Here is a 26613-nt window from a genome sequence, read left to right as displayed (position 1 = left end):
CTATATTATAATGAAAGGAAATAACAACTTGTTTCAGGCAGAATTAGTCAATGAAGCGCTGAAACAATCATTTATAAAACTGCACCCGGCAAAGATGTTCCGAAATCCGGTGATGTTTATGGTGTACATAGGGACTTTGGTAATGGCAGGTGTTTGTCTGTGGATTGCAATGGGTGAGCAAAGTCAGGGAAGTTTGATCTATAATATTATTGTAACATTTATATTATTCATCACTTTACTTTTCGCCAACTTCGCCGAAGCTATTGCCGAAGCAAGAGGTAAAGCTCAGGCAGATTCTTTGAGAAAAACAAGAGAAGAAACACCTGCAAAAATGCTGACTTCAAGTAATGAAGTTAAAATAGTGCCATCCAACCAACTAAGAAAAGGAGATGTCTTTGTTTGTGAAACAGGAGATATCATTCCGTCCGATGGCGAAATTATCGAAGGTTTGGCAACGATTGACGAAAGCGCCATCACCGGAGAATCTGCTCCCGTCATCCGTGAAGCCGGTGGTGATAAAAGCAGTGTAACAGGAGGTACAAAAGTTCTTTCTGATAAAATAAAAGTGAAAGTAACGACGGAACCGGGAGAAAGCTTTCTTGATAAAATGATTGCTTTGGTAGAAGGTGCATCAAGACAGAAAACACCGAATGAAATTGCTTTAACCATTTTATTGGCAGGATTTACCTTAGTATTTATCATTGTTACTGTGACATTAAAACCATTCGGTGATTACGCCAAAACACCAATTACCATTGCAGCATTCATCTCACTATTTGTTTGTCTTATTCCAACTACGATTGGTGGTCTGTTATCAGCCATCGGTATTGCGGGAATGGACAGAGCTTTAAGAGCCAACGTGATTACTAAAAGTGGTAAAGCAGTGGAAACTGCGGGTGATATTGATGTTTTATTATTGGATAAAACCGGAACAATTACCATCGGAAACAGAAAAGCGACAAATTTTTATCCGGCAAATGGGGTGGATGAAAGAGCTCTAATAAAAGCAGCTGTCCTAAGCTCTATGGCTGATGAAACACCTGAGGGGAAATCAATTATTGAATTGGCAGGAATTAATCCTCTGAGTTATGAAGTGAAAAATCCTGAATTCATCACGTTTACGGCAGAAACCAGAAGCTCAGGTATTGATTATGAAAACACACGAATTAGAAAAGGTGCAACTGACGCAATTAAAAATATTGTTACAAATGCGGGCAATACTTTCCCACCCGAAGTTGCAGAGAGAGTCAGAGAAATTTCGCAAAACGGTGGTACGCCGCTCGTGGTTTCAGAAAATGAAAAAGCACTTGGGGTTATAGAATTACAGGATATTATCAAACCTGGAATCAAAGAGCGTTTTGACCGATTGAGAAAAATGGGTATTAAAACCGTAATGGTAACAGGAGATAACCCATTGACTGCAAAATTCATTGCCGAAAAAGCTGGAGTTGATGACTTTATCGCAGAAGCCAAACCTGAAGATAAAATGAACTACATCAAAAAAGAACAGTCTGAAGGTAGATTAGTGGCGATGATGGGAGACGGAACCAATGATGCGCCGGCTCTTGCTCAGGCAGATGTAGGAGTTGCAATGAACAGCGGAACTCAGGCCGCAAAAGAAGCCGGAAATATGGTGGATTTGGATAATGACCCAACCAAACTGATTGAAGTAGTGGAAATCGGAAAACAGTTATTAATGACTCGTGGAACGTTGACAACCTTCAGTATTGCGAATGACGTAGCTAAATATTTTGCAATTGTCCCAGCATTATTTATTGCTTCAATTCCGGCATTGCAAGGACTAAATATTATGGGACTTCATTCCCCGGAATCAGCGATCCTTTCAGCGGTCATTTTCAACGCAATCGTGATCCCGATGTTGATTCCGTTAGCTTTGAAAGGTGTGGCTTACAAACCGATCGGTGCGAGTGCACTTCTCAGAAGAAACCTTTTGATTTATGGTTTAGGAGGAGTTTTAATTCCATTCATCGGTATCAAGATCATAGACTTAATCGTATCAGTATTTATTTAAATTATTAAACAAGGGAAAGAGTAAAGAAGTTGGTGTAAAAGTAATCTCAAAAAACTTTGGACTGTATCCAATTTCCTCATCCGCTTTTTATTTACCTTTAAAAATTAAAAAAATGAAACAAAATATATTACCAGCCATCAGATTAACATTGTTCTGTGCAGTTTTTTTTTCAGGATTCTACACGCTTTTCATTTTCGGAATTGCACAGGCTGCTCCTAATAATGGAAAAGGAGAAATCATCGAACACAACGGTAAGAAATTCTACGCCAATGTTGGACAAAAATTTGACAAAGACGAATATTTCTGGTCACGTCCTTCAGCTGTAGATTATAATGCAGCAGGAGCGGGAGGCAGCAACAAAGGACCTTCAAATCCTGATTACCTGAAAGAAGTTGAAGGAAGAATAGAGAACTTTATGAAGCACAATCCGACAGTTAAAAAATCGGATATTCCTTCAGATATTGTAACTGCCAGTGGAGCTGGCCTCGACCCGAATATCTCTGTTCAAGCGGCTAAAGTTCAGGCTCAAAGAATTGCTGACATCAGAAAAGTCGACATCAGCACAGTCAATTCACTTATCGAAAAAAGTGTCGAATCTCCTTTTCTTGGAATGTTCGGAACCGAAAAAATCAATGTTTTAAAACTTAATATCGCATTAGACGGTTTGAAGTAAATTATATAATTAGAAATGAAGAAATTATCATTGCTTGCATTTTTTATGCTTGGAGCAGTTTCTACACTGCACGCTCAGGAAGAAACTGAAACTAAAAATCCTTTAAAAATCTCTGGTTATGCAGAAGTGTATTATCAGTACGATTTTAATAATCCTGAGAACAATACAAGACCCGGATTTGTGTACAGCCACAACAGAAACAATGAGGTGAACCTTAATTTGGGATTTGTAAAGGCAAACTACGAAACGGAAAGATTAAGAGCTAATATAGCATTGGGAGTAGGAACTTATATGAATTCAAACTACGCCGCAGAACCTGGAGTTTTGAAAAATGTTTATGAAGCCAATGTTGGGGTAAAAATATCAAAAAACAAAAATCTCTGGATTGATGCTGGTGTAATGCCATCACACATCGGTTTTGAAAGTGCCATCAGCAAAGATTGCTTTACTTTGACAAGAAGTATGTTGGCAGACAACTCGCCTTATTTTGAAAGCGGTGCCAAAATCTCTTACACCAGCGACAGCGGAAAGTGGTTTTTGAGCGGTTTAGTTCTAAACGGTTGGCAAAGAATTCAGCGATTAGACGGAAACTCTACAGTTGCTTTCGGTCATCAGTTGACTTATAAACCTTCAGAAAAAATCACTTTAAACAGCAGTTCTTTCATCGGAAACGATAAACCGGACAGCATCAGACAAATGAGATATTTCCACAACTTGTACGGAAGTTTCCAAATCAGTAAAAAGTTTGCTTTGATTACAGGTTTCGATATCGGTGCAGAGCAAAAAGCAAAAGGAAGCGACCAGTATAATATTTGGTATTCTCCGGTTGTAATTGCTAAATATTATCCGACAGAGAAATTCAGCATTGCAGCAAGAGGCGAATATTACAGCGATGAAAAAGGCGTAATGATTGCAACAGGAACAGCCGACGGATTTAAAACGTTTGGCTATTCTGTAAACGCAGATTACCGGATTCTTCCGAATCTCGTTTGGAGAACAGAACTTAAGAATCTAAGCAGTAAAGATGACATCTTTATCAATAGAGATAATAATTTGAAATCAAACAACTTAATGGCAGTGACTTCATTAGCAGTAAGTTTTTAAAATCTCCATATTTAGCAAAAAAATCCCTTGTCAAAAATTTTGACAGGGTATTTAATAACTTTGAATAAGACAATCTGTTATGGATGAAAAGAATTCTGCACAGGACTTTCTCAATCTCATCAAAAAATCGAGAAGAGGGAAATTCAAAATCTACATCGGAATGAGCGCAGGTGTGGGAAAAACCTATCGTATGTTGCAGGAAGCACACGCTCTTTTAACAAGCGGAATTGATGTGACAATCGGATACATCGAAACTCATCAACGTAAAGAAACGCACGCTTTGCTGGATGGCCTTCCCATTATTCCAAGGAGAAAATTATTCTATAAAGGGAAAGAATTAGAAGAATTAGACGTTCAGGCGGTGATTAATCTTCGCCCCGAGGTTGTAATTGTGGATGAATTGGCTCATACCAACATCCAAGGAAGCAAAAACGAAAAACGCTGGCAGGATGTGATGGATATTCTGGATTCTGGAATTAATGTCATCAGTGCTGTGAATATTCAACATATAGAAAGTCTGAATGAAGATGTGAAAATGATTACCAATATCGAAGTTCAGGAACGTATTCCCGATAATGTTTTGGCTCAGGCAGATGAGGTGGTAAATATCGATTTGACTTCCGATGAATTGATTAACCGTTTGAAAGCTGGAAAAATCTATGACCAATCAAAAATCCATTCAGCGCTCAATAATTTTTTTAAATCTGAAAATATTCTCCAGCTTCGTGAATTGGCTTTGAGAGAAGTTGCTTCGCAGGTGACGAGAAAAGTGGAAACTGAAGTAACCATTCATAAATCCGTCAAAAAAGAAAAATTTCTGGCCTGCATCAGCTCCAACGAAAAAACAGCAAAAAACGTTATCCGAAAAACAGCAAGATTAGCCAATTATTACAACAGCCAGTGGTATCTTCTGTATGTTCAGATTCCGAGAGAGAGTTCTGATAAGATTGCTTTGGATAAGCAAAGGCATTTGATTAATAACTTTAAGCTGGCAACAGAATTAGGCGCAGAAATCATCAAAGTGGAAGATACAAAAATTGCTCACTCCATAATGGAGCAATGTGAAGAACGGAAAATCACAACAGTTTGCATCGGAAAGCCACATCTCAATTTATGGAAAGTGATTTTGGCAACAGATACTTTCAATACTTTACTTAATAAATTATCTCAGGAAAACATAGACTTAGTAATTTTGTCATAATGAAAATAAAAACTAAACTCAATATAGGTGTCGGTCTGCTTTTTATGATGATATTGGTATTGTCAGTTTTAAGCGGCTGGTATATCAATCAGCTTAAAAAAGATACCAATAACATTTTGAAAGATAATTATAACACGCTTCAATATTCCAGAAATATGCTGCTAGCTCTGGAGGAGATTAATTCTGACCCATTAGCCTTCAGTGTTTTTGAAAAACACCTTAAACAACAACAGAAAAACGTAACCGAACCTGGAGAAAGAGAAGCCACGGATAATGTTGCTGGTCATTTCGAAGCTTTGAAAAAAGATTCTGCCAATCTCGGACTTCAATCTTCTATCAGAAAAGACCTCGCTGAGTTGATGCAAGTTAATATGAGCGCGATTGAACATAAAAGTACAGTGGCAGATTCAACGGCAAAAAATGCGATTATTGTGATTTCTTCAGTGGGAATGGTGTGCTTTATTATTGCTTTTATTTTGATGGTGAATCTTCCTTCAAACATTGCTGACCCAATCAAAAGTCTCACTGAAAGTATCAAACAGATTGCCAATCAAAACTATAAAGAACGGGTACATTTTGAAAGTCGAAGCGAGTTTGGAGATTTGGCAAATTCATTTAACACAATGGCGGAAAAACTTCAGGAATATTCTGAAAGCCGTCTCGATAAAATCATCAGAGGAAAAAAACGGATTGAAACTTTGATAGACAATATGCACGACCCCGTAATCGGTATTGATGAAAACCGGAAAGTTCTTTTTGTAAATGATGAAGCATTGAAAATTACAGGACTGAAAAAAGAAAATTTTGTAGGAAAATTGATTCAGGATGTTGCCGTGGCAAATGATTTGGTGAGAGATATTATCAAAGATGTAATTGTCTCAGAAAAGTCAAACCTGGAGAAAGAATCGATGAAAATCTACGCCGACGGGAAAGAAAGTTATTTTGAAAAAGAGATTGTTGACATCAATATTGTTCCGACAGGAGAACAACAGAGTCGTTTTATTGGACAGGTGATTATGTTGAGAAATATTACACCTTTTAAAGAATTAGATTTAGCAAAAACCAATTTTTTAGGCACAGTTTCCCACGAATTTAAAACACCGATTTCCTCCATCCAAATGGGATTGCAATTGCTGGAAAACAATCAGATTGGAACTTTGAATAGTGAACAAAAAAACTTAGTAAACGGAATCAAAGACGACTCCAACCGCTTATTGAAAATTACTGGAGAATTACTCAATATCACTCAGGTTGAAAGCGGTGCTATCCAGCTGAATATGAAAGAGTCAAGCATTCATAAAATAATTGAGTATGCTGTTGAAGCGAATAAATCTTCTGCTGAACAAAAACATATTCATTTCAAAATCGATGTAGAAGAAGGCTTATCAACAGTTTTGGCTGACAACGAAAAAACGGCTTGGGTTCTTAATAATTTGTTGTCAAACGCTATTCGTTATTCTTATGAAAATTCGAATATTAAAATTAATGTCAGAAAGATTGAAGATAAAATTCAGTTTTCTGTAACCGATACAGGACAGGGAATTGCGCCTCAATATTTATCCAAAATCTTTGACCGCTATTTCCGAGTTCCCGGAAGTAAAAAAGAAGGAACAGGCTTGGGATTAAGCATCAGCAAAGAGTTTATCGAAGCGCAAGGTGGAGAAATTACCGTTAAAAGTGAATATGGAGCAGGAAGTACATTTGGTTTTTTGTTGAAAAATCAGATTTAAACCAATCTTTCTGATTAAGTCATAATTATTCTCAAAAAAGCCATTCAGATTTGTAGATTTGTTAAAACTAAAAACGATGGCTCAGAACAAAAATGCGCAAATCCGATACAAAGCTTTGGACCAATGTTTTTCTAATGCTTATAAAAAATTTTTCATTCAGGATCTTATAGATTATTGCTCCAAAATCCTGACCGATCATTATGTTTCCGAAACCACAGTTTCCAGACGTCAGATTTTTGACGATATTGATTTTATGAGCAGCGAAGCCGGTTATGATGCGCCCATAGAAAGCTATAAAGATGGCAAAAAAGTTTTCTACCGCTATTCTGATTCGGAGTTTTCCATTCTAAAAAGTCCGCTCAGTCCGGCAGAACGCAACTCTTTGAACGAGGCTTTGGAAACGCTTTCCCGGCTCAGTAATCTTCCGGGTTTTGACTGGGTTTTTACCTTGCAAACCAAGCTACAATCCGGAATTTCCGAAAAGAAAGAAAATTCGCAAATCATCAGTTTCCAGGACAATGAATTCCTGAAAGGTCTGGAATTCCTCAATATGCTGTATCCATAAATTCTTAATAGGTAATCTCTTATTATCACTTAAAAAATTTCAATTCTGAACAAGAAAAAACATTCATCATTTTGCATTATTATCTAAAACAATACAACAACCGCTGGTTTCTTTTTGGTGTATTTGAAGAAGATAAAACTTCTTTTAAAATCATCCAACTGATAGATGAGCTGAATCTAAACGAAAATCTGGGATAACTTCTAAGGGCATTTATATTTTAAATTTACTGCAATAAGATTGAACTCCTCTGGAGTTCCTCTCTGTTAGGTTCATTTTTTCTACACAGATATTGCACCTCTGGCGCATTGTCTAAACAGTAATTTCAAAGATAAAATGATATAAAACTTTTAATCACAAAAAAATCCGCCGAGTTGGTGGATTTAATATTTTAGAAACTTTGACAAGCTCAGTCTGGCAATTCAATTAAAAATGAACCTGTTGGATTTCTTCTTCAATTTCTTTTGGTGTTTCGTCCTCAGATTTGATAAAAAGCATTGTTACAACAGCTCCAATCAACATACAGATTCCACCGACAACAACGTAATCAATTGCCATTTTTCCAAAAATATTGGAGACAATTGGTCCACCGAAAATCCCGTTGATGATTTGAGGAATAACGATGAAGAAATTGAAAATCCCCATATAAACGCCCATTTTTCTTTGCGGAATGACTTCTATTAACATCGCATAAGGCATCGCTAAAATACTTGCCCAAGCAAATCCCAATCCTATCATCGAGATCCAAAGCAACGATGTATCTTTTATAAAATACATTGATATTAATCCGAAACCTCCAGCTAATAAGGCCAAAGCGTGCGTCTGTTTTTTGCCGAGGAATTTAGCAATTGGTGTTAATAAAAATGCAAACGGAATTGCCCAAAGATTATACATCCCGAATAATTTTCCTGTCAAATCCCCTGCATTATTAAACGCTTCGGAATGTGTATCGTCCGGCGATAATCCGAAATGGTGCGTAGCCAAAGCACTTGTGGTGAAAACCCACATCGTAAACAATGCAAACCAAGAAAAGAACTGAACAATTCCTAATCTCTTCATCTGAGTCGGAATGTTAGCAAAATCCTTGAATATATCAGAAAATTTGGACGGTTCTGCAACTTCTTTTCCGTCCTCAAATGATGCAAATTCTTCCGGTGAATATTCTTTGGTTGTGAAAATCGTGTAAAGAATGGTTAGAATCAAAAATCCTGCACCAACATAGAAAGAGAAAATAACGTTATCAGCTACAAATCCTTCTGGCGCAACATTCGAGATTCCTAATTTGGTCAGCCAATCCGGAAGATAAGAACCGATTACAGCACCAATCCCTATCAAAATCGTCTGTACGGAAAACCCGATTGTTCCCTGATGTTTCGGTAACATATCGCCCACCAAAGCACGGAAAGGTTCCATAGCCACATTGATAGAAGCATCCATCATCGCTAAGAAAATCACGGCAAGCAATAATACATTGGCAGCGATAAGATGCGTCACAGAAGCAGCATTAGGAAGTAAAACCAATCCGATGGCGCACAAGACCGCTCCAATTAGAAAATAAGGTTTTCTTCTTCCTAACGGACTCCAAGTATTATCTCCCATATGCCCGATGATTGGCTGAACAATTAATCCCGTAACAGGCGCAACCAGCCAGAACCAAGAGAGTTCGTGAACGTCTGCACCAAGATTCGCCAAAATTCTACTGGCATTTCCATTTTGTAAACCAAACGCCATTTGTATTCCTAAAAATCCCATACTCATATTGATAATCTGAGCTATGGAAAGATTCGGTTTTATTTTTTTTGTCATAGATATTTTAATTTATAAGTGATAAACGATAATTGATAGTTGATCATTAATTATGCTTCGACAGGCTCAGCAAGACAGTTTTATTTTAATTTCTGGATAAGAGCATCCTCGATTGGTGTTTTGATTTTGGTGACTACATCTATCACTTCATTTGGGATGGTTGCGGAAAGAACGTACTGTTTGATTTTCCATTTTCCGCCGATTTTTTCGAGAACACCGGAACCTCTGCAGATTTTCATTTGTGTATCCAGAACTTCATCAAACCAAGCATAATTTCCGTCTTTGCTGAAATAGATATTTCGTTTTAATGATTTGAAATTCCAACCTTGTCCTTTGTCAAAATGTGGTTTTGCATAATCCATAAATTGCTTTTTGTCCCAAACTTCTGTAGCGTCAGTTCCGATATAAGTAGATTCGTCAGCAAACAAAGCAAAATAATTTTTGAAATCTGCTTTTGCTGCATATTCATTAAGATTATCCAAAACCAATCCGACATTTTTCTTTTGAACACCTTCGTAAAAGCCTTTTTTCTGAGCAGAAACTGGAATTGAAAATATTAAAAAAGATAATAGGAAAATGGAAATTATTTTTTTCATTTTAAAATTATTTTTGAGTGTTTATAATTTTTTTGATTAGCACAATCTGACCGAGATGATAATAACTATGTTCTATCATTCCGTCAAGATTTCTGATATAAGTCCCGTATTTTTCATTGGCAAAATCCGCATTGAGTTTTTCTTCCGGCAAGGTTTCTATGAGTCCTGCAAATTCTTCAGAATCTTTCCAAAAATTGTCCAGAAAATTTTCCCATTGCTGCTGAGATTCCATAGGTGGAAAATCGAAACTGAATTTATCTCTTATTTCCAAATCGCCGCCAAGCAAAACATTTTTGATTCCTTTGATATAATAATGAATGTGCTGTGCAAGAACAGAAATCGTATTGAGATCCTGAAACTTAGCCGTAGCCACTTTATAATCCAAATTTTCCAGCTGGTCTTTGAAATTCGTATTCGCAATCCAGATTCCGTTCAGGATTACTTCCCGAAAACGATTGGCCAGTTGTAATTGGTTTTTCATTATCATTATCATTTTTTTATGACGAACTCCGGAGGAGTTTTATCTGTGTAGAACCTACATCAATATTATTAGTGCGTTCCGTAGGAACGCTATTTTTAAACTAATAAGATATTTCAGATTGCAATCCTACGGATTGCTTTTTCAAATCAACATTATATTCTACACAGATTATGCTCCTAAAGGAGCAATTTTCACATCTCTTATTATTTCAGTTCTAAAATTAATGAAGATTTTGCAGGAACAGACAAATTAGTTTTCAAATCAAAATCTTTATCAGAAATGATGTCTTTTCCTTTTGTAAAATTCTTCAAACCTTCAGAAAAACGCTTCAAATCCAGATTCTGAGTTTCCTTGTTGTTATTAATTACAACCATTACTCTTTTGCTATCTGTATATCGGAAATAAACATAAACATTGTTGTTCGGGATGTAATGCAACGTTTTTCCGGAGTGAACTGCTTCGTTTGTTTTTCTCCAGTTCAACAATTTTTTGGTATAATCGAAATATTCGTTTTGAGAAGCTGTTCTACCCGATTTTGTAAAAGCATTATTTGCATCTCCAGCCCAACCTCCAGGGAAATCTTTTCGGATTTCACCATCGCCACCGTTGTTTTTGTCGCCAGCCATTCCGATTTCGGAACCGTAATACAATTGCGGAATTCCACGAACCGTCAGAATCAAACTCATTGCCAGTTTGTAGTCTTCTATTTTGGGATAGATTTGATTCAGTCTGTTTGTATCGTGATTCTCAGCAAAAACCAAGATATTATTGATATCAGGATAAAGGAAATCATTCGTAAAATTATCATAAACCCTCTGCATACCGGAATCCCAACCGGAATCTTCGCGGAAAACCTGACCCAACGCATCGTGAAGCGTAAAATCCATCACAGACGGAAGATGAGAATTGTAACCTTCTATCGCTGCAATTTTGGAATCCTTCTGCCAATAAGACATCTGCGCTTGGTCGTGCATCCAGACTTCTCCAACGATATTGAATTTTGGATATTCGTCAGTGATTCTTTTTGTCCAATCTGCAATGCCTTTTTTGTCATTGTAAGAATAAGTATCCACACGGAAGCCGTCCAAACCTGCATATTCTATCCACCAGATCGCATTCTGCGCCATATAAGTGACCACCATCGGGTTGCTTTGGTTCATATCCGGCATTGTGGTATCAAACCAACCGTCCATACAATCTGCAGCATCAACTTTTGCAGCGTTGATGTCAAATTGGGTCGTCATTTTATAATTACTTCGTTTGAAACCATTTTCGTGCCCTTCCCAATAATGAATCCAATCTTTCGACGGCAAATCTTTGATGATCCAGCTTTTGGAACCCCAATGATTGGTTACATAATCCATCACCAGTTTCATTTTTCTTTTATGAAGTTCGTCTGCCAGGTTTTTGTAATCATCGTTGGTTCCGTAACGCGGGTCTATTTTGTAGTAATCGCTTTGTGCATAACCGTGGTAAGAATAACTTGGCTCATTGTCTTCCAGCAGCGGCGTGTTCCAAATCGTTGTAACGCCCAATTCCTGAAGATAATCCAAGTTCTTGACGATTCCGGCAATATCACCACCGTGACGTCCGCCAGTTTTGGTTCGGTCTGCTTTTTCAGTTGTGTCGGGAGTATTGTCATTTTTTGGATTTCCGTTGGCAAAACGATCCGGCATTATCAGATACATTACATCCGAAGAGGTGTAAGAATCTCTGTTCGCCGAGTTTTGTTGTCTTTGTTTGAATTCGTAATGGATGGTTTTTACGGTTTTGTTTCCATTTTTGAAATTCAGTTTTGCTTTTTGTGGCTGAACTCCGTTGGTGTCGATTGTTACGAAAAGGTAATTCGGGTTCTCAACTTTTTTAACTTCTTTGATTTTTATTCCGTTTGAGAATTCGGGTTGAAGATTTTGGATGTCTTTTCCGTAAACTAGCAATTGTAGTTCAGGATTTTTCATTCCACTCCACCAAAAAGCAGGCTCTACTTTCTGTACTTGAGAATAGAAAATAGAAGAAAATATGATGGAAGAAATCGTGAATATTTTTTTCATAGTATTGAATTTTTGAAAAACTTTGTCAACGGTTTAAACTTTGGCTGCGCCGAATCTTTGGTTGACAAAGTTTTGATTAATGTAGAAACCCATAGCCCCGATAGTAGCGGCATCCTCTTTCTTTTTTAAAAAAAAAAGGAAGAGAGATAGCGGATAGCGGGATTAAGCTCCTAAACAATTAACGAACAAGTTTTCTGAAAAAGTTCGAAAATCTCCCCTTCGCGTCAGGGGAGATTTTTTATTTTATTGGTTTTAGAGATATGGCATAACCACCACTTCTAACCAAGTGAATTGGAAGTTTGGTTTTACTGTCTACCGTTTTTTTATAAATCTGATAGCTTTGTGGATTATTGATATAGTCAGCGTCTTTTCCATCGGCATAGATGGTAGCTTCGTATTTTCTACCCTTATCCAGGAAGGAAAAATCGACTGTAAAATCTCTTGGATTTTCATCGGTAATCCCACCTACAAACCAATTATCTGTACCTTTAGCTTTTCTTGCGGTATGAATGTAATCTCCCGGTTCAGCAGAAAGAATCTTGGTGTCGTCCCAATCTGCTGCTACATCTTTGATGAACTGGAACGCATCCATATGTTTCGCGTAATTCTCCGGTAAATCAGCCGCCATTTGCAAAGGCATATACATCACAACATAAAGCCCTAATTGTTTTGCCAAAGTTGTCTGAACGAAACGCTTATCGCCTGGGAAATAGTAATCTAACTTAGTCTGGAAAATACCTGGCGTGTAGTCCATAGAACCTCCCATCCAACGTGTGAAAGGCAAAATCGTTTGATGGTCTGGCTTGTTTCCACCGAACGCTTCATACTCTGTTCCACGCGCTGCTTCTGCTGAAATCCAGTTTGGATAGGTTCTGCTTTCTCCACCAGGACGCACAGACTCGTGAGAGTTAACCATAATTTTATAATCATTAGCTTTCTCTGCAATTCTGTAGAAATGGTTGATTGTCCACTGAGAATAATGGTGCTCTCCTCTCGGAATAATGTCGCCCACATAACCTGTTTTCACAGATTTGTAACCGTATTTGTTCATCAATTTGAATGCATCGTCTGCCCATCTTTCGTAGTTGGTTGCAGAGCCAGAAGTCTCGTGGTGCATAATCAAATTGATACCTTTTGAATGTGCATAGTCATTCAACATTTTGATATCGAAATCCGGATAAGGTGTGATGAAGTCGAAAACAAATTCTTTGGAATGTCCAAACCAATCTTCCCAGCCTGTGTTCCAACCTTCGATTAACAAACCTTGGAAACCGTTTGCCGAAGCAAAGTCTATGTATTCTTTAACTTTTGTATTGTTAGCAGCGTGTTTTCCGTTGGGTGTTAATTTTGAAAAATCAGTTTTTCCGATGTGAACATTTTCTGCTGTAGAATATGCCCACTGTGATTTTCCGATAATCATTTCCCACCAAACGCCCATATATTTTGTAGGTTTGATGTACGATGTGTCTGTGTATTTTGTTGGTTCGTTCAGATTGAACATCATTTTAGAATCCATTACTTCTTCTGCTTTTGGCGACACGATGATAGTTCTCCAAGGTGTAACAGAAGGCGTTTGGATATAACCTTTTGCGCCTTGTCTGTCAGCTGTTAAATGCGTTTTGAATTTGAAATTCTGAGCATCAACTTCCAGATGAGAAGCCGGATAATCTAGAACTGCCGCTTCACCAACGTTAACATACAATGGTTCTTTACCTTCTTTTTTGAGCATCAAAGGTGACTGAACTGCATTTTTCACAAGTGTTTGAGAAGCATTAGAATCAAAAGCTTTTGACCATTGAGTCGGAATTTCGGAAATCTTTGTGGTTTGGTATTGATATTCCTGAGAATCATAATCGGCAACAATCCACCAAGCTTTCATATCGGTTGGGAAATCAATCTCAGAATCTTCTTCTCTGATGACGAAATAATTAAGATTTTTTTGTTGAGGGAACTCATATCTGAATCCTAATCCATCATTGAACAATCTGAATTTCACAACGATGCTTCTGTCAGAAGAAGTTTGATTCAGCGTCAGTGCTAACTCGTTGTAATTGTTGATATAGTTTTTCTTTTCTCCAAGAATTGGTTGCCAAGTTTCGTTTTTAGAATCTCTTTTCTCCGCTGTTTTTGTAAAGCCGTTATTAAGGTCAAAACTTGCATCTTCCGGTTTTGCAATTTCGGAAGCGAACTTGATAGAAGAATCTTTGAACAATCTTAATCCTAATTTAGAATCCTCTACAACTACCTTTCCGTTATATTTCAGATTATAAAAAGGGACTCCGTTTTTCAATTGGAAATTCATCTCGAATTTTCCGTCCGGAGACTTTAGACTTTGAGCATAAACTCCGTTAAACATCATAGTAAGCAAAGCTGCTCCAATGGTGATTTTTTTCATTTTTTCTAAGGTTTATATATGTGTTACAATATAAAAAAAGTGCTGCGAAACCGCAACACTTCTTATGATTTTTTATTTGATCACTGTTTGGTTACAGTATAAGATAACTTAAATGGATCAAATGTTATTTTGTAAGTTCCCGCTTCTGCAACAGCTATATTATCTCCTCCAGAAGACGCACTACCATTTGAACCTCCATAATTTTCTGACCAATCATTATTAACTCTGAATTTGAAATTTCCTGCAGCTAAGCTGGTAGTAATACTCCAAGACAGATTAGCATCATCCCAACTCATTCTAGTGTCTGGACCATTCCAACCATTAGCGGTAGCATCCCCTACAAGTCCCATTGAATAAGGTATTAATGTAAATTTTTTCGTATTTAAATTAACAGATAATTTCTGAGGACCTGCATTTGCCGCCTTCATATTTCCTCCTCCGTTATATATCAAATTAACATTATCGTTGGTACCATAACTATTATCCCAGTTTCTCTCTACTGTGATTTTAAATTCTGAACCAGCTTCAGTAAAATTAATATAAGTCACATATATACCATTACTGGTTGCCGAAACGAGAGTATTAGCCGTAGCAGGATTCCATTGTTGGTACGCACCCGGAACATATAAATAAGATATTAATGCATATGTTTTGACCGTCATTTTAATTACTGGAGAGTATGTCTCAGGAATAGAAGCTCCAGCAGATGATTTTAAACGCAGCTCAAATTTTGCAGTTTCTCCTGCGGTAGCCCCGGCATTTAATAGTAATGCATTGAAGTCCTGTACTGTATAAGATATTGATGATGACCCAGCAGCAAGGTCAACAGCTTTTGCATTTTGGAAATCAGTTCCTTCTAAAGCAATTTCTAATTGATTGGATAATGCTAATTTCGGACCATAGCTTGGATCATCCCAAGAGAATGTTACCGCTGTTTGATCTGCATTCTCTTGTGCAAGAGTCAAATCTGTCTTATCTGATCTGAGCAATCCTTCTGTTACATTTCCTATAACAGCTCTATCTTCATCTTTTTCACAAGAAAATAATAAAGAAGCTATAAAACTTACAAATAAAAATTTAAATATATTTTTCATTTTGATTTAACTTTAAAAAATTAGTAGCCTTGATTTTGAACTAAGTTAGGATTAGCAATCAAATCATTAGTTGGAATAGGATAAAGTTTTCTATAATCTTCAACAGCACGTCCATCCTGAACTCCTCCTTTGAAGGGCCACAAATAAGAACCTGATGTAAATTTACCAAAACGAATAAGATCCGTTCTTCTTGTTGCTTCCCAAGCTAATTCCCTTGCTCTTTCATCTAAAATAAAATCCAAGTTAATAGACGTTACATTGCCACTTGTATTACCATAAGCTCTAGTTCTTAAAGCATTGACATATTGCAGAGCAGTAGACATATTGCCTCCGCCACCTCTTAGAACCGCCTCAGCATAAATCAAATAAGCATCTGCTAAACGGAACAAAGGAAAATCTGTATCCACAAAATCACCTCCTGTATCCGAGCCAGCAGCTCCAGATTTTGTTATATTTTTAAATTTGATAAGTGGATAACCATCTGTAAAAGCCCCTATTGCATTAATCTCCAAATTTTGCCCATCTGTATGAAAAACACCTCTTTTATCTATAGAACCATCTGTAGAAGGAAAAAGATTTACTAGATTTTTAGTACTTCTAATTCCGCCCCAACCACTATTGATGCCAAAATCAGCGGCTTTCATAGAACCTCCCGTGGAAGCATGAATAATAAACGTTGTTCCACCATAAGTCCTAGTATGTGTGCCATCAAAATTAACAGAGAAAATAACTTCGTTATTTTCCAAATTGTTATCTGCTAAGAAAAGCTCATTATAATTACTTTTAAGAGAATAGCCTGAATTAATTACTTTTTCAGCATACAGCAATGCATCTTTATATCTATTTTGTCCGGTGTAAACTTCTGCATTTAAATATAATTTTGCTAATAACATGTAAACAGCACCCTTGTCCGCTCTACCGTATTCATTAGTTCTGGGATCTTTTAAGAGTCCTTCAAGGTCTTTTAGCTCAGACTCTACATACTGGAAAAGTTCTTTACGCTCAATTCTTGGAGGAGCCGTTACACCTACATCATTTTTTTCAGTTACGAAAGGGCCGTTACCAAACAGATCAATGGCGTGCGAATAACTTAAAGCTCTCATAAAACGAGCTTCATTTCTATACAACCTAGCTTCATCAGCGTCTATTCCTGTGATATTTCTAGAGGATAATTTATCATCTTGAGTTTCTCTTATGAATTCATTAGCCATAGCAATCTGATAATAGATTCTATAATAAAGAGCTGTTACGTATTGATTATTGGCAGCCCAATTCATATTATGAATATCTGGAAGCCCCGAATCCGACCAAGCAATAATTGCTTCATCAGTTGGTAGCTCTTGCAATTGGAATAATTGTCTCAAATAATTCGAAGTTCCTCCGTCAATACCTCCAATGTCGGCATTACCATCACCACCTTCTTGCCCACTCATCGCAAGACCAGCATAGATTTTCGCTAAAACACCTTTATAATTACTAAAATTAGAATATACAGATGCTGAAGTAACTTCTGTCTCCGGCATACGATCTAAATCTTTTTCACAAGAGGCAAGAAATAATGATGCTGCTATACTTATTGTTAATATATTTTTAAATTTCATGATTTTTTTTAATTAAAATTGAAAGTTTAACCCAATAGAATACACTCTTGGTCTTTGATAAAGGTTATTATCAATACCATTAAATACTTCTGGATCTAATCCACTGTAATTAGTGATTAAGAATGCGTTTTGAACAGAACCAAAAACTCTTAATTTAGAATTTTCATTAATAAAGCTTGGAAAATTATATCCTATATTGATATTATCCATTCTTAAGAATGACCCATTTTCGACATAATAGTCACTGAAAAATTGAGGAGTATCAAACTGAGTATCCAGATAACTCGTATGTATGTTCTGTAAATAGTTGTTTGCTTTTATTCCTGATAGGTTACCAAATTGGGAAGCTTGGTTATTATAAACATAATTACCAAAACTCGCTCTCATTGTAAATCCTAAATCCCAGTTTTTATATGTAAATCTAGATGAAAAACCCAGTAATAGTTCTGGTGCAGGAGATTTATATTGATACAAATCCCCACTATTAATAATCCCATCCCCGTTACGGTCCACATAGACACCTTCAATCGGTTTACCTTCCTGATTATAAACCTGTTGATAAACATAGAAAGCATTAGGTTGATATCCTTCCGCATGAACTTGGATTGTACTTCCCGTACCTCCAGAAATTCCACCTGTTAAAACAGAAGTTGATGCAAGGTTGGTAATTTCTGATTTATAATGAGTGGCATTCAAATTAAACTCCCATGAGAAGTTTTCATTTTTGATCGCTTCAACTCCAATATTGAATTCGACACCTCTGTTTCTCATATCTCCAACATTGGTCAACAACAAGTTTGTTAAATTAGCTCCAGCAGGGACAGGCACTACACTCAACAAATCTTTTGTTTCTTTTTCATAAACCTCAATACTACCATTAATTCTATTATTTAAGAATCCAAAATCAAGTCCCAAGTTCTTAGTAGTAGTAGTTTCCCATTTGATATTTTTATCATAACCCTCTCCTCGTAAGGTATTATAAAAAACATCTCCAATTTGATACTGGGCACCACTGTTAGATTGTACATATCTGGCTAAATAAGGGTAATCATTGTTATTAATATCCTGTTGACCAGTTTGTCCCCAACCAGCTCTCAATTTTAAAGTAGAGAATACATTGGTATTTTTAATAAAGTTTTCCTGATCTATTCTCCAAGCTAATGCCACAGATGGGAAATATCCTACTCTATTATCTTCACTAAATCTTGAAGAAGCATCTCTTCTTACCGAAGCTGTTAAAAGGTACTTTTTATCAAAAGTATAGTTCAATCTGGCAAAGTAAGAAATCAATGTATTTTGGGTAAAGAAGTCGTTTCCTGTTTGTGGATTCATTGTTCCATTACCATAACTTGTTGGTGCAAAAGGTTCGCTTCGTTTCCAATCTTGATAAGAGTACCCCGCAGTAATATCCACTAATGAATTGATTGCTGATATATCTTTGGTATAATTTAAATAAAACTCTAATAACTTGTTTTTTTTCTCTTGAGTATATCTTCTGTAAGAGCCTTTTCTATAGTACTCTGTTGCTGCTGTTGGTAAAACCGTAGTATTCCCGTTAGAATCAGAATAATCGTAGCCTAAATTAAGATTTGCTCTTAACTCAGGCAGGAAATGCATTTTATAATCAAACTGGATATTACCCAAAACTCGGCTAACATACGAAAGATCATAGCGCTGATTAAGCATAGATAAAGGGTTCTTTGTTCCATTCGTATTTGGTGTACCGGTAGAATCCAACCATTCAAAATATCCACCATAGTTCTCAAAACCCGGTGCAAAAACAGATTGTGTTGGATCAAACACCACAGCAGCACCTACAGCTCCATCATCCTTGAAACGGTTTTCAACATATGTACCTTTCAAATTGAAATTAATATCTAAATGATTATCAAAAAATTTAGGATTCAAATTTAATGAAGCAGTTGACCTTTCAATATTATTAGTTTTAATAATACCATCTTGATTAAGATAACCTAAGGATAATCTATATGGCAACCCTTTCACTCCTCCAGATAGAGAAAGTGTGTTATCGAACCCAACCGCAGTTTGGTAGATTTCTTTTTGCCAATTAGTATTAGATTTTCCTAAAAGAAGTTTGTAATTATTAGCAGCCTTAGAATTGACTACATCCCTGAACTGATCAGCCGATAACATCTCCACAGTCCCCATCTTATCATAAACAGAAGTAGTGGTGGTATAAGTCGCTTTTAATTTACCCGTTTTCCCTCTTTTCGTAGTGATAATAATAACTCCATTAGATGCTCTTGACCCATAGATAGCAGTAGCAGAAGCATCCTTCAAGATATTAAACGACTCAATATCATTGGGGTTTATCAATGCCAATGGATTAGAAGCTCCATTAATACCATTATTATCCAAAGGCACACCATCAATAACGATCAATGGATCATTACTAGCATTAAGGGAAGCTCCTCCTCTAATTCTAATAGTTGAACCAGCACCAGGCGCTCCACTGTTTGTAGTAATTTGTATACCCGAAGCTTTCCCTTGTATCAGTTGTTCTGGCGAATTAACACTCCCTTCGTTAAAGTCCTTTGCTGAAATAGCAGTAATAGAACCAGTAAGGTCTGTTTTTTTCTTAGCACCATAACCAATCAGCACAACCTGTTCGATCTCAGTTTCTTTTTTCACCGAATCATTTTGTTGTGCATGTAGCATTGATCCGAGCAATAGAAAAGCTGGAGCAATTTTTAATACATTATAGTTTCTCACAAAAAATAAATTTTTAAGGTTTATATTATTTTCTTATTTGTCTCTAAATTACACTTAATCTAGTTTTGCAATTTATAAAAAAAACCACATCGTGTTAAAATATTTTTAAAATCAGTGAATTTAGTACATCATTTTATCAAAAAAAACACTACTATTAAATTTAAAGCACTAAAAATCAAATATTTAAAGTAATGTTATTTTTTTTAACAAATAATGATATTTAGTAATTTTTTCGGTTTTCAAGCTTGTTTTTCTTCTTCTAAATTAACCAATATTAATCCTATATTAATCAAAAATGAAACAAATTATAATTTTTAGAATTTTTCCAATTGCTAAAAACTTCAATAAATTCGTGACTTTAACAAAACTTAAAAAATTCAACCTAATTAATTTTTAGATTAAATTAATTAACCAAAAATCATTAAAACATTAAATTTCAAACAAACCGTTCAAAAACGAACAATGGACGAACAAACGATCTAGAACGGACCTACAAAAACAAGTGGAAAAATTTCATTTCTAATAATTTGATTTTGCAATTACAATTCAAAACTGGATATAAGTTAAATGCTCTTGTTATAATCTCAATTAAACTAAAAACTTAATTGTTCTTGATCCATTTTAATATTGCTTTCACTTATCTGATTTTAAAAATGAAAATCGTATTTTTGCAACTCAAAATTTCAATTAAAAAATGTCAAACAGAAAGATGATTACGGCGGCTTTGCCTTATGCAAACGGACCGGTTCATATAGGGCATTTGGCGGGTGTTTATATTCCTGCGGATGTTTATGCTAGATTTCAAAGAAGATCAGGAAAAGATGTGGCGTTTATCTGCGGAAGCGATGAGCACGGGATTCCTATTACCATAAGAGCTAAAAAAGAAGGCGTTACTCCGCAAGATATTGTTGATAAATACCACGAAATCATCAAAAAATCATTCTCAGATTTGGGGATTTCTTTTGATGAGTATTCAAGAACGACCTCAGCAAACCATCGTGAAACAAGTCAGGATTTCTTCAAAGTTCTTTATGAAAAAGGGAAATTCACGGAAGAAATGTCTGAGCAGTATTTTGACGAACAGGCTGGAGAGTTTTTAGCAGACCGATATATTGTGGGTACTTGTCCGAATTGTGGCAACGAAAACGCTTATGGAGACCAATGTGAGAAATGTGGTTCTACTCTTTCTCCATCGGAGTTAATCAATCCAAAATCGATGTTGAGCGGCAATGTTCCTGTTCTTAAGGAAACCAAAAATTGGTATCTTCCTCTGAACGAATATGAAGATTTCCTAAACGAATGGATTATCGAAGGTCACAAAGACGACTGGAAAACCAACGTTTACGGACAAGTAAAATCTTGGTTGAATGATGGTTTGAAGCCTCGTGCAATGACAAGAGATTTGAATTGGGGCGTTCCGGTTCCTCTTCCTGGTGCAGAAGGAAAAGTGCTTTACGTTTGGTTTGATGCGCCAATCGGTTACATCTCTTTCACTCAGGAATGGGCAGAGAAAAATGGAAAAGATTGGAAAGATTATTGGCAAAATGAAAATTCTGATTTGATTCATTTTATTGGAAAGGATAATATTGTTTTCCACTGTATTATTTTCCCTGCGATGATGAAGGCTCACGGCGATTTCAATATGCCGAAAAACGTTCCTGCTTTTGAATTTTTGAATCTTGAAAATGAAAAAATCTCCACTTCAAGAAACTGGGCAGTTTGGGCACACGAATATGTGGAAGACTTCCCTGGACAACAGGATGTTTTGAGATATGCGTTGCTTTCATCAGCTCCAGAAACTAAGGATAACAACTTCACTTGGAAAGATTTCCAAACCAAAAACAATTCTGAATTGGTTGGGATTTTCGGAAACTTTATCAACAGAGTGGCGGTTTTGATACATAAATATTATGATGGAATCGTTCCTCAAGGTGATGTAAACGCTACTGAATTAGCTGAAATCAATAAATCAGCAAAAGAGATTTCAGGTTTCTTAGAAAACTATGAATTTAGAAATTCCTTAACAGCTTTGATGAATTTAGCACGTTTTGGAAATCAATATCTTCAGACAGAAGAACCTTGGAAAACAATTAAAGATAATCCTGAAAAAGCGGCACATTCTTTATTTGTAGGCGCTCAGATTGCAGTTGCTTTGGCACAATTGTGTGAACCGTTTATGCCTTTCAGTTCTGAGAAATTGTTGAATATTTTCAACGTTCAAAAATCTGATTGGAGTGATGTTGAAAATAAATCTGTTTTAATTGAAACAGGTCATAAAATCAATGAAGCATCTCTTCTTTTCTCGAAAATCGAAGATGATGTTATTGAAGCTCAAATCCAAAAATTAGAAAACACCAAACAAAACAATAAAAAAACCAACCCTAACGCCAATCCTATGAAGGAGGAAATACAATTTGATGATTTTGCTAAAATCGATTTGAGAACTGCTACTATTCTTGAAGCTGAAAAAGTAGAGAAAGCGGACAAATTATTGAAGTTCAAAGTGGATACTGGTGTCGATATCAGAACTGTTGTTTCTGGTGTTGCGGAGAGCTTTTCTCCAGAAGAATTGATTGGTAAGCAAGTAATGATTTTATTAAATCTTGCGCCAAGAAAAATCCGCGGAATTGAGTCTCAAGGAATGTTTTTATTGACAACAAAACCAGACGGAAAATTATCTTTCGTAACACCTGATGAAACCGTTGAGAATGGGATTGAGATTGGGTAATATTAAAAATTACATAAACAAAAAGAGGCTGTCTCAAAAGGATAGCCTCTTTTTTATTTCTTAGTCAGTTTCGCCAAATAAGAATCTTCTTCCTGCAAAACTTTTTCGATTTTAAAACCATTATTTTCTGCAGCGTTTTTCAAGGTATTGTAGTCCAGGTAAAGCCATTTAATCGGGTCTTCCGACTCGCCTTTATAGTGAACAATGTAATCCAGCTCCCCATAATATCCATCGGCAGGAATTAAAATCCCACCATCTTCATCCTCATCAAACATATAGAGAATATCGGTGCTGTCAACCAGAATCTGACCTTTTGCGCTTAATAAAGAATAAAGTTTTTTGAGATAAATATCAATAACATTCAGGCTTTGGAAAATTCCTGTTCCGTTCATCAACAAAAGAATCGTATCGAAATTACCTTCTGAAAACTGCAACATATTCTCTGCAACAGCACTCTTCACGCCTCTCAATTTACAAACCTCAATCGATTTTGGAGAAATATCTAATGCTGTAACTTCAAGATGTCTTTCATTCTGAAGATAAAGCGAATGCGAACCAGCTCCAGCTCCGATATCCAAAACTTTTCCGCTCGCCAATTTTAAAGCTTTTTGTTCGATTTTATTCATCGCATCAAAATCTCGGAAAAGATAATCCACGGGAAGTTCATCCAGTTCAGAAATCGAAGTTTCGGTTTCTAAATCTTCAGGATTATCGTTGTGATAATAATCCCAGATTGCGCGTCCCATTAAGTCTTTCATAGCGATAAATCTTTTGCAAAGATAGAATTTTAGTTTCGTAGTTTAAGTTAAACACAAAGACACAAAATATTTTTTTTCGATTCGTTTTTAAGGCACAAAGATATTTTCACAACAATATTTCATCTTTCTTAAAGTTGAAAACTTTTGTGCCTGCAAAGAATTATTGAATAAAAATTAAAACCTTGTGTCTTTGTGTTTAATGTATAAGTTTATCATTGTCATTACTTTTTTCTATTTTCTTACGGTTCAGATTTTGCTAATTATGCCTAAATTGTATCTCAAATTTGAAATCAATCTATGACAGATAAAAATAAAAACTTCCAGACGGGATTCACTTTCAGCAAGCATATTCCGGAAGAGGTTTCGCATTTTGACAGGGTATTTGGCGTCTTCAAAGACTTGCTCATCCACACTTCCGGAGATTTGGACGAGGCTTTTGACTGGCTAGATATGCTCGATAAAGAGTACGACATTTTTAATGAAGAATATGGCTTGGATGACTTCATCGAAGACCTTAAAAAACGAGGTTACATCAAAGAAGAAATTAAAACTGAAGATGGTAATACAGGTTCTGGAGAAGGCAAAAATATTCTGACAGCTAAACTGGAAGCAGCTTTAAGAGATTATGCCCTCGACCAAATATTTGGAAAACTGAGAAAAAGCGGCGTTGGTAATCACAGAACTAACAAAAGTGGTGTTGGTGACGAGAAAGATGGAGAAAACCGAAATTTCCAATTTGGCGATGACCTCGCAATGGTTAATCTGACTGAAAGTATCAAGAATGCACAAATCAACAACGGAATTTCGGACTTGAGGTTAACGGAAAACGACCTGATTGTTGAAGAAACCAAACATAAAGCGCAGATGAGTACGGTTTTGATGATTGACATCAGCCACTCGATGATTTTGTATGGCGAAGACCGAATCACGCCTGCTAAAAAAGTTGCGATGGCTTTGGTGGAACTGATCAAAAGAAAATATCCGAAAGATTCCATTGACATCATTGTTTTCGGGAATGATGCGTGGCCAATTCAGATTAAGGATTTGCCTTATCTGCAAGTTGGACCTTATCACACCAATACCGTTGCTGGATTAGAATTGGCAATGGACATCCTCCGAAGAAAAAGAAATACGAACAAGCAAATCTTTATGATTACCGACGGGAAACCAAGTTGTCTAAAACTTCCGACCGGCGAATATTATATGAACAGTGTGGGATTGGACGAAAAAATTGTTTCGGAATGTCTCAACAGAGCCGCACAGGCCAGAAAACTGAAAATCCCTATTACCACTTTTATGATTGCACAAGACCCATATCTGAGACAATTTGTGAAAGCCTTCACAGCTCAAAACAAAGGAAAAGCTTTCTTAACCGGACTCTCTGGTTTGGGACAAATGATATTTGAAGATTACGAAAAAAATAGAATTAAAAGAATTTAAATTAAAGCGGGAAGCTGGATGTCAGAGGTTGGAAGACTCCCAGCATCCATCTTCCAACATCCATACAAATAAATATTAAAAATGAAAAACGATACAACACTCAAAGAACTAAAAAAATCGGGATATACAGATAAAACCATCAATCAGGAAATCCAAGCCAATCTGATTGCAAAAATCAAAGCTAAAGAACCAGTTTTCGAAGGACTTTGGGGTTACGAAGACACCGTGATTCCACAATTAAAAAAAGCAATTTTGGCTGGACATCACATTAATCTTTTAGGATTGCGTGGACAGGCAAAAACCAGAATTGCCAGAAGTATGGTTAATCTTTTGGACGAATATATGCCGATTGTGAAAGGCTCGGAAATCAATGACAGTCCATTTCAGCCGATATCGAAATTCGCAAGAGATTTAATTGCTGAGTTGGGAGATGAAACACCAATTTCTTGGGTTCATCGTTCAGAAAGATTCTTTGAAAAACTAGCAACACCCGACGTAAACGTAGCAGATTTAATTGGCGATATCGACCCAATTAAAGCCGCGACTTTGAAGCTACCTTATTCGGACGAACGTGTTTTACATTATGGAATGATTCCGAGGGCGAACCGTTCGATTTTTGTTTTGAATGAATTGCCAGATTTGCAAGCGAGAATCCAAGTTTCTTTGTTTAATATTTTGCAGGAAGGCGATGTCCAGATCCGAGGTTTCCAGTTGAGAATGCCTTTGGATATTCAGTTTGTGTTTACCGCAAATCCTGAAGATTATACCAACAGAGGAAGTATTGTTACACCTTTGAAAGACAGAATTGGTTCTCAGATTTTCACACATTATCCAAAAACCATAGCATTAGCAAGACATATTACCGAACAGGAAGCCTTAATTTCCGAGGATGATAAAGCAAAAATCCAAGTTCCAGATTTGGCAAGAAATCTTTTGGAAGAAGTCGCTTTTGCAGCCAGAGAAAGTGAATATGTAGATGCGAAAAGTGGCGTGAGTGCACGTCTAACAATCAGTGCGATGGAAAACCTAATTGCAGCTGCCAAATTGAGACTTTTGGAATCTGATTCGGATAAGACACAAGTTCGTTTGTTGGATTTTATGTCAATTATTCCATCCATTACAGGAAAGATTGAATTGGTATATGAAGGCGAACAGGAAGGCGCAGATTTCGTAGCCAAAATATTAATCGACGACGCTGTGATGACACAATTCGAAAGTCTTTTCCCGAGAGTTCCAAAACTAGAAAAAGAAGGTTTGAAAACACCTTACACTGATATCATCCAATGGTTCAACAACAATCATCTGGAGCTTAATTATTCTGATACGGATAAAGAATTCTATAACAAATTGGACAGCGTAAAACCTCTAACCACTTTGATTGAAGAAAATGTTCCTGAAATGAATGACAATGATAAAAACTTCTGCAAAGAGTTGGTGCTTTGGGCTTTGACCATCAGTAAAAAATTGGATAAATCGGAGAATGCTTCTAATTTCAACTTTGAATCGGCGGGAATTGGGCAGTTTTTTAGAAAATAAGTTTTACAATAAATTTCAAAATACAAAACCTCGGAGAAATTTCTCCGAGGTTTTTATTTATAGCCCCATCTACATACTTAGGATAAACTATA

19 protein-coding genes are annotated in these 26613 nt (G+C 36.3%); 10 read left to right on the top strand and 9 right to left on the bottom strand.

The features are described 5' to 3' along the window. Nucleotides 1–10: 10 nt before the first annotated feature. From kdpB to EGH73_RS14295, 7 genes are all read left to right on the top strand, one after another. Nucleotides 11–2032, top strand: a complete 2022-nt coding sequence (gene kdpB / locus EGH73_RS07695; protein ID WP_184808083.1) for a potassium-transporting ATPase subunit KdpB — start codon at nucleotides 11–13, stop codon at nucleotides 2030–2032. Between the two features lie 112 nt (nucleotides 2033–2144). After that, nucleotides 2145–2705, top strand: a complete 561-nt coding sequence (locus EGH73_RS07690; RefSeq protein ID WP_123281356.1) for a K(+)-transporting ATPase subunit C — start codon at nucleotides 2145–2147, stop codon at nucleotides 2703–2705. A 15-nt stretch (nucleotides 2706–2720) separates the two neighbouring features. Beyond that, nucleotides 2721–3809 (top strand): porin, encoded by a 1089-nt coding sequence (locus EGH73_RS07685; protein WP_123281355.1) that lies wholly within the window; start codon nucleotides 2721–2723, stop codon nucleotides 3807–3809. A 79-nt stretch (nucleotides 3810–3888) separates the two neighbouring features. Then, on the top strand, nucleotides 3889–5010 hold the full coding sequence (locus tag EGH73_RS07680; RefSeq protein WP_123281354.1) for a sensor protein KdpD: 1122 nt from the start codon (nucleotides 3889–3891) through the stop codon (nucleotides 5008–5010). After that, a complete protein-coding gene (locus tag EGH73_RS07675; RefSeq protein WP_123281353.1) occupies nucleotides 5010–6740 on the top strand; it encodes an ATP-binding protein in 1731 nt (576 codons plus the stop codon). The genes EGH73_RS07680 and EGH73_RS07675 overlap by 1 nt, the downstream gene beginning before the upstream one ends. A 76-nt stretch (nucleotides 6741–6816) precedes the next feature. Further along, a complete protein-coding gene (locus EGH73_RS07670; protein WP_123281352.1) occupies nucleotides 6817–7305 on the top strand; it encodes a hypothetical protein in 489 nt (162 codons plus the stop codon). Nucleotides 7306–7376: 71 nt separating this feature from the next. After that, a complete protein-coding gene (locus EGH73_RS14295; protein WP_262605832.1) occupies nucleotides 7377–7502 on the top strand; it encodes a hypothetical protein in 126 nt (41 codons plus the stop codon). Between the two features lie 226 nt (nucleotides 7503–7728). On the opposite strand, the gene EGH73_RS07665 is transcribed toward EGH73_RS14295, so the two are convergent. The 8 genes from EGH73_RS07665 to EGH73_RS07630 form a co-directional block, all read right to left on the bottom strand. Beyond that, on the bottom strand, nucleotides 7729–9108 hold the full coding sequence (locus EGH73_RS07665; RefSeq protein WP_089768669.1) for an MFS transporter: 1380 nt from the start codon (nucleotides 9106–9108) through the stop codon (nucleotides 7729–7731). An 80-nt stretch (nucleotides 9109–9188) separates the two neighbouring features. Beyond that, nucleotides 9189–9704, bottom strand: coding sequence for a nuclear transport factor 2 family protein (locus EGH73_RS07660; protein ID WP_123281351.1), 516 nt, complete (start codon nucleotides 9702–9704; stop codon nucleotides 9189–9191). A 7-nt stretch (nucleotides 9705–9711) separates the two neighbouring features. Next, a complete protein-coding gene (locus EGH73_RS07655; protein ID WP_123281350.1) occupies nucleotides 9712–10185 on the bottom strand; it encodes a DUF1572 family protein in 474 nt (157 codons plus the stop codon). A gap of 203 nt (nucleotides 10186–10388) precedes the next feature. Then, nucleotides 10389–12236: a glycoside hydrolase family 13 protein gene (locus EGH73_RS07650; protein WP_123281349.1), complete on the bottom strand. Its 1848-nt coding sequence runs from the start codon at nucleotides 12234–12236 to the stop codon at nucleotides 10389–10391. A 238-nt stretch (nucleotides 12237–12474) separates the two neighbouring features. Beyond that, on the bottom strand, nucleotides 12475–14631 hold the full coding sequence (locus tag EGH73_RS07645; RefSeq protein ID WP_123281348.1) for a glycoside hydrolase family 97 protein: 2157 nt from the start codon (nucleotides 14629–14631) through the stop codon (nucleotides 12475–12477). Between the two features lie 80 nt (nucleotides 14632–14711). After that, the gene (locus tag EGH73_RS07640; protein WP_123281347.1) at nucleotides 14712–15725 is read right to left on the bottom strand and encodes a SusE domain-containing protein; all 1014 of its coding nucleotides are present in this window, start codon (nucleotides 15723–15725) and stop codon (nucleotides 14712–14714) included. A 20-nt stretch (nucleotides 15726–15745) separates the two neighbouring features. Beyond that, nucleotides 15746–17326, bottom strand: coding sequence for a RagB/SusD family nutrient uptake outer membrane protein (locus tag EGH73_RS07635; protein WP_123281346.1), 1581 nt, complete (start codon nucleotides 17324–17326; stop codon nucleotides 15746–15748). Between the two features lie 12 nt (nucleotides 17327–17338). Beyond that, complete coding sequence (locus EGH73_RS07630) at nucleotides 17339–20059, bottom strand: SusC/RagA family TonB-linked outer membrane protein (RefSeq protein ID WP_123281345.1); 2721 nt, start codon at nucleotides 20057–20059, stop codon at nucleotides 17339–17341. 694 nt (nucleotides 20060–20753) lie between these two features. Here EGH73_RS07630 and metG point away from each other — a divergent pair. Continuing rightward, on the top strand, nucleotides 20754–22787 hold the full coding sequence (gene metG / locus EGH73_RS07625) for a methionine--tRNA ligase (protein ID WP_123281344.1): 2034 nt from the start codon (nucleotides 20754–20756) through the stop codon (nucleotides 22785–22787). Between the two features lie 53 nt (nucleotides 22788–22840). On the opposite strand, the gene EGH73_RS07620 is transcribed toward metG, so the two are convergent. Beyond that, nucleotides 22841–23545 (bottom strand): class I SAM-dependent methyltransferase, encoded by a 705-nt coding sequence (locus EGH73_RS07620; protein WP_123281343.1) that lies wholly within the window; start codon nucleotides 23543–23545, stop codon nucleotides 22841–22843. 297 nt (nucleotides 23546–23842) lie between these two features. On the opposite strand from EGH73_RS07620, the gene EGH73_RS07615 reads away from it, so the two are divergent. Beyond that, nucleotides 23843–24985, top strand: coding sequence for a vWA domain-containing protein (locus tag EGH73_RS07615; protein ID WP_184808082.1), 1143 nt, complete (start codon nucleotides 23843–23845; stop codon nucleotides 24983–24985). Nucleotides 24986–25066: 81 nt separating this feature from the next. Beyond that, a complete protein-coding gene (locus EGH73_RS07610) occupies nucleotides 25067–26521 on the top strand; it encodes a sigma 54-interacting transcriptional regulator (RefSeq protein WP_123281342.1) in 1455 nt (484 codons plus the stop codon). Nucleotides 26522–26613: the final 92 nt, after the last annotated feature.

This window comes from Epilithonimonas hominis, assembly GCF_003730015.1.
In the GTDB taxonomy this organism is placed as follows: domain Bacteria; phylum Bacteroidota; class Bacteroidia; order Flavobacteriales; family Weeksellaceae; genus Epilithonimonas; species Epilithonimonas hominis.
The sequence above is the reverse complement of the archived record's forward strand: the minus strand, read 5'-3'. Positions and strand labels throughout refer to the sequence as shown.

Bases quoted from the DNA above. Each gene is read 5' to 3' on its own strand.
- kdpB (WP_184808083.1), top strand. From the start codon at position 11: ATGAAAGGAAATAACAACTTGTTTCAGGCAGAATTAGTCAATGAAGCG.
- EGH73_RS07690 (WP_123281356.1), top strand. From the start codon at position 2,145: ATGAAACAAAATATATTACCAGCCATCAGATTAACATTGTTCTGTGCA.
- EGH73_RS07685 (WP_123281355.1), top strand. From the start codon at position 2,721: ATGAAGAAATTATCATTGCTTGCATTTTTTATGCTTGGAGCAGTTTCT.
- EGH73_RS07680 (WP_123281354.1), top strand. From the start codon at position 3,889: ATGGATGAAAAGAATTCTGCACAGGACTTTCTCAATCTCATCAAAAAA.
- EGH73_RS07675 (WP_123281353.1), top strand. From the start codon at position 5,010: ATGAAAATAAAAACTAAACTCAATATAGGTGTCGGTCTGCTTTTTATG.
- EGH73_RS07670 (WP_123281352.1), top strand. From the start codon at position 6,817: ATGGCTCAGAACAAAAATGCGCAAATCCGATACAAAGCTTTGGACCAA.
- EGH73_RS07665 (WP_089768669.1), bottom strand. From the start codon at position 9,108: ATGACAAAAAAAATAAAACCGAATCTTTCCATAGCTCAGATTATCAAT.
- EGH73_RS07660 (WP_123281351.1), bottom strand. From the start codon at position 9,704: ATGAAAAAAATAATTTCCATTTTCCTATTATCTTTTTTAATATTTTCA.
- EGH73_RS07655 (WP_123281350.1), bottom strand. From the start codon at position 10,185: ATGAAAAACCAATTACAACTGGCCAATCGTTTTCGGGAAGTAATCCTG.
- EGH73_RS07650 (WP_123281349.1), bottom strand. From the start codon at position 12,236: ATGAAAAAAATATTCACGATTTCTTCCATCATATTTTCTTCTATTTTC.
- EGH73_RS07645 (WP_123281348.1), bottom strand. From the start codon at position 14,631: ATGAAAAAAATCACCATTGGAGCAGCTTTGCTTACTATGATGTTTAAC.
- EGH73_RS07640 (WP_123281347.1), bottom strand. From the start codon at position 15,725: ATGAAAAATATATTTAAATTTTTATTTGTAAGTTTTATAGCTTCTTTA.
- EGH73_RS07635 (WP_123281346.1), bottom strand. From the start codon at position 17,326: ATGAAATTTAAAAATATATTAACAATAAGTATAGCAGCATCATTATTT.
- metG (WP_123281344.1), top strand. From the start codon at position 20,754: ATGTCAAACAGAAAGATGATTACGGCGGCTTTGCCTTATGCAAACGGA.
- EGH73_RS07620 (WP_123281343.1), bottom strand. From the start codon at position 23,545: ATGAAAGACTTAATGGGACGCGCAATCTGGGATTATTATCACAACGAT.
- EGH73_RS07615 (WP_184808082.1), top strand. From the start codon at position 23,843: ATGACAGATAAAAATAAAAACTTCCAGACGGGATTCACTTTCAGCAAG.
- EGH73_RS07610 (WP_123281342.1), top strand. From the start codon at position 25,067: ATGAAAAACGATACAACACTCAAAGAACTAAAAAAATCGGGATATACA.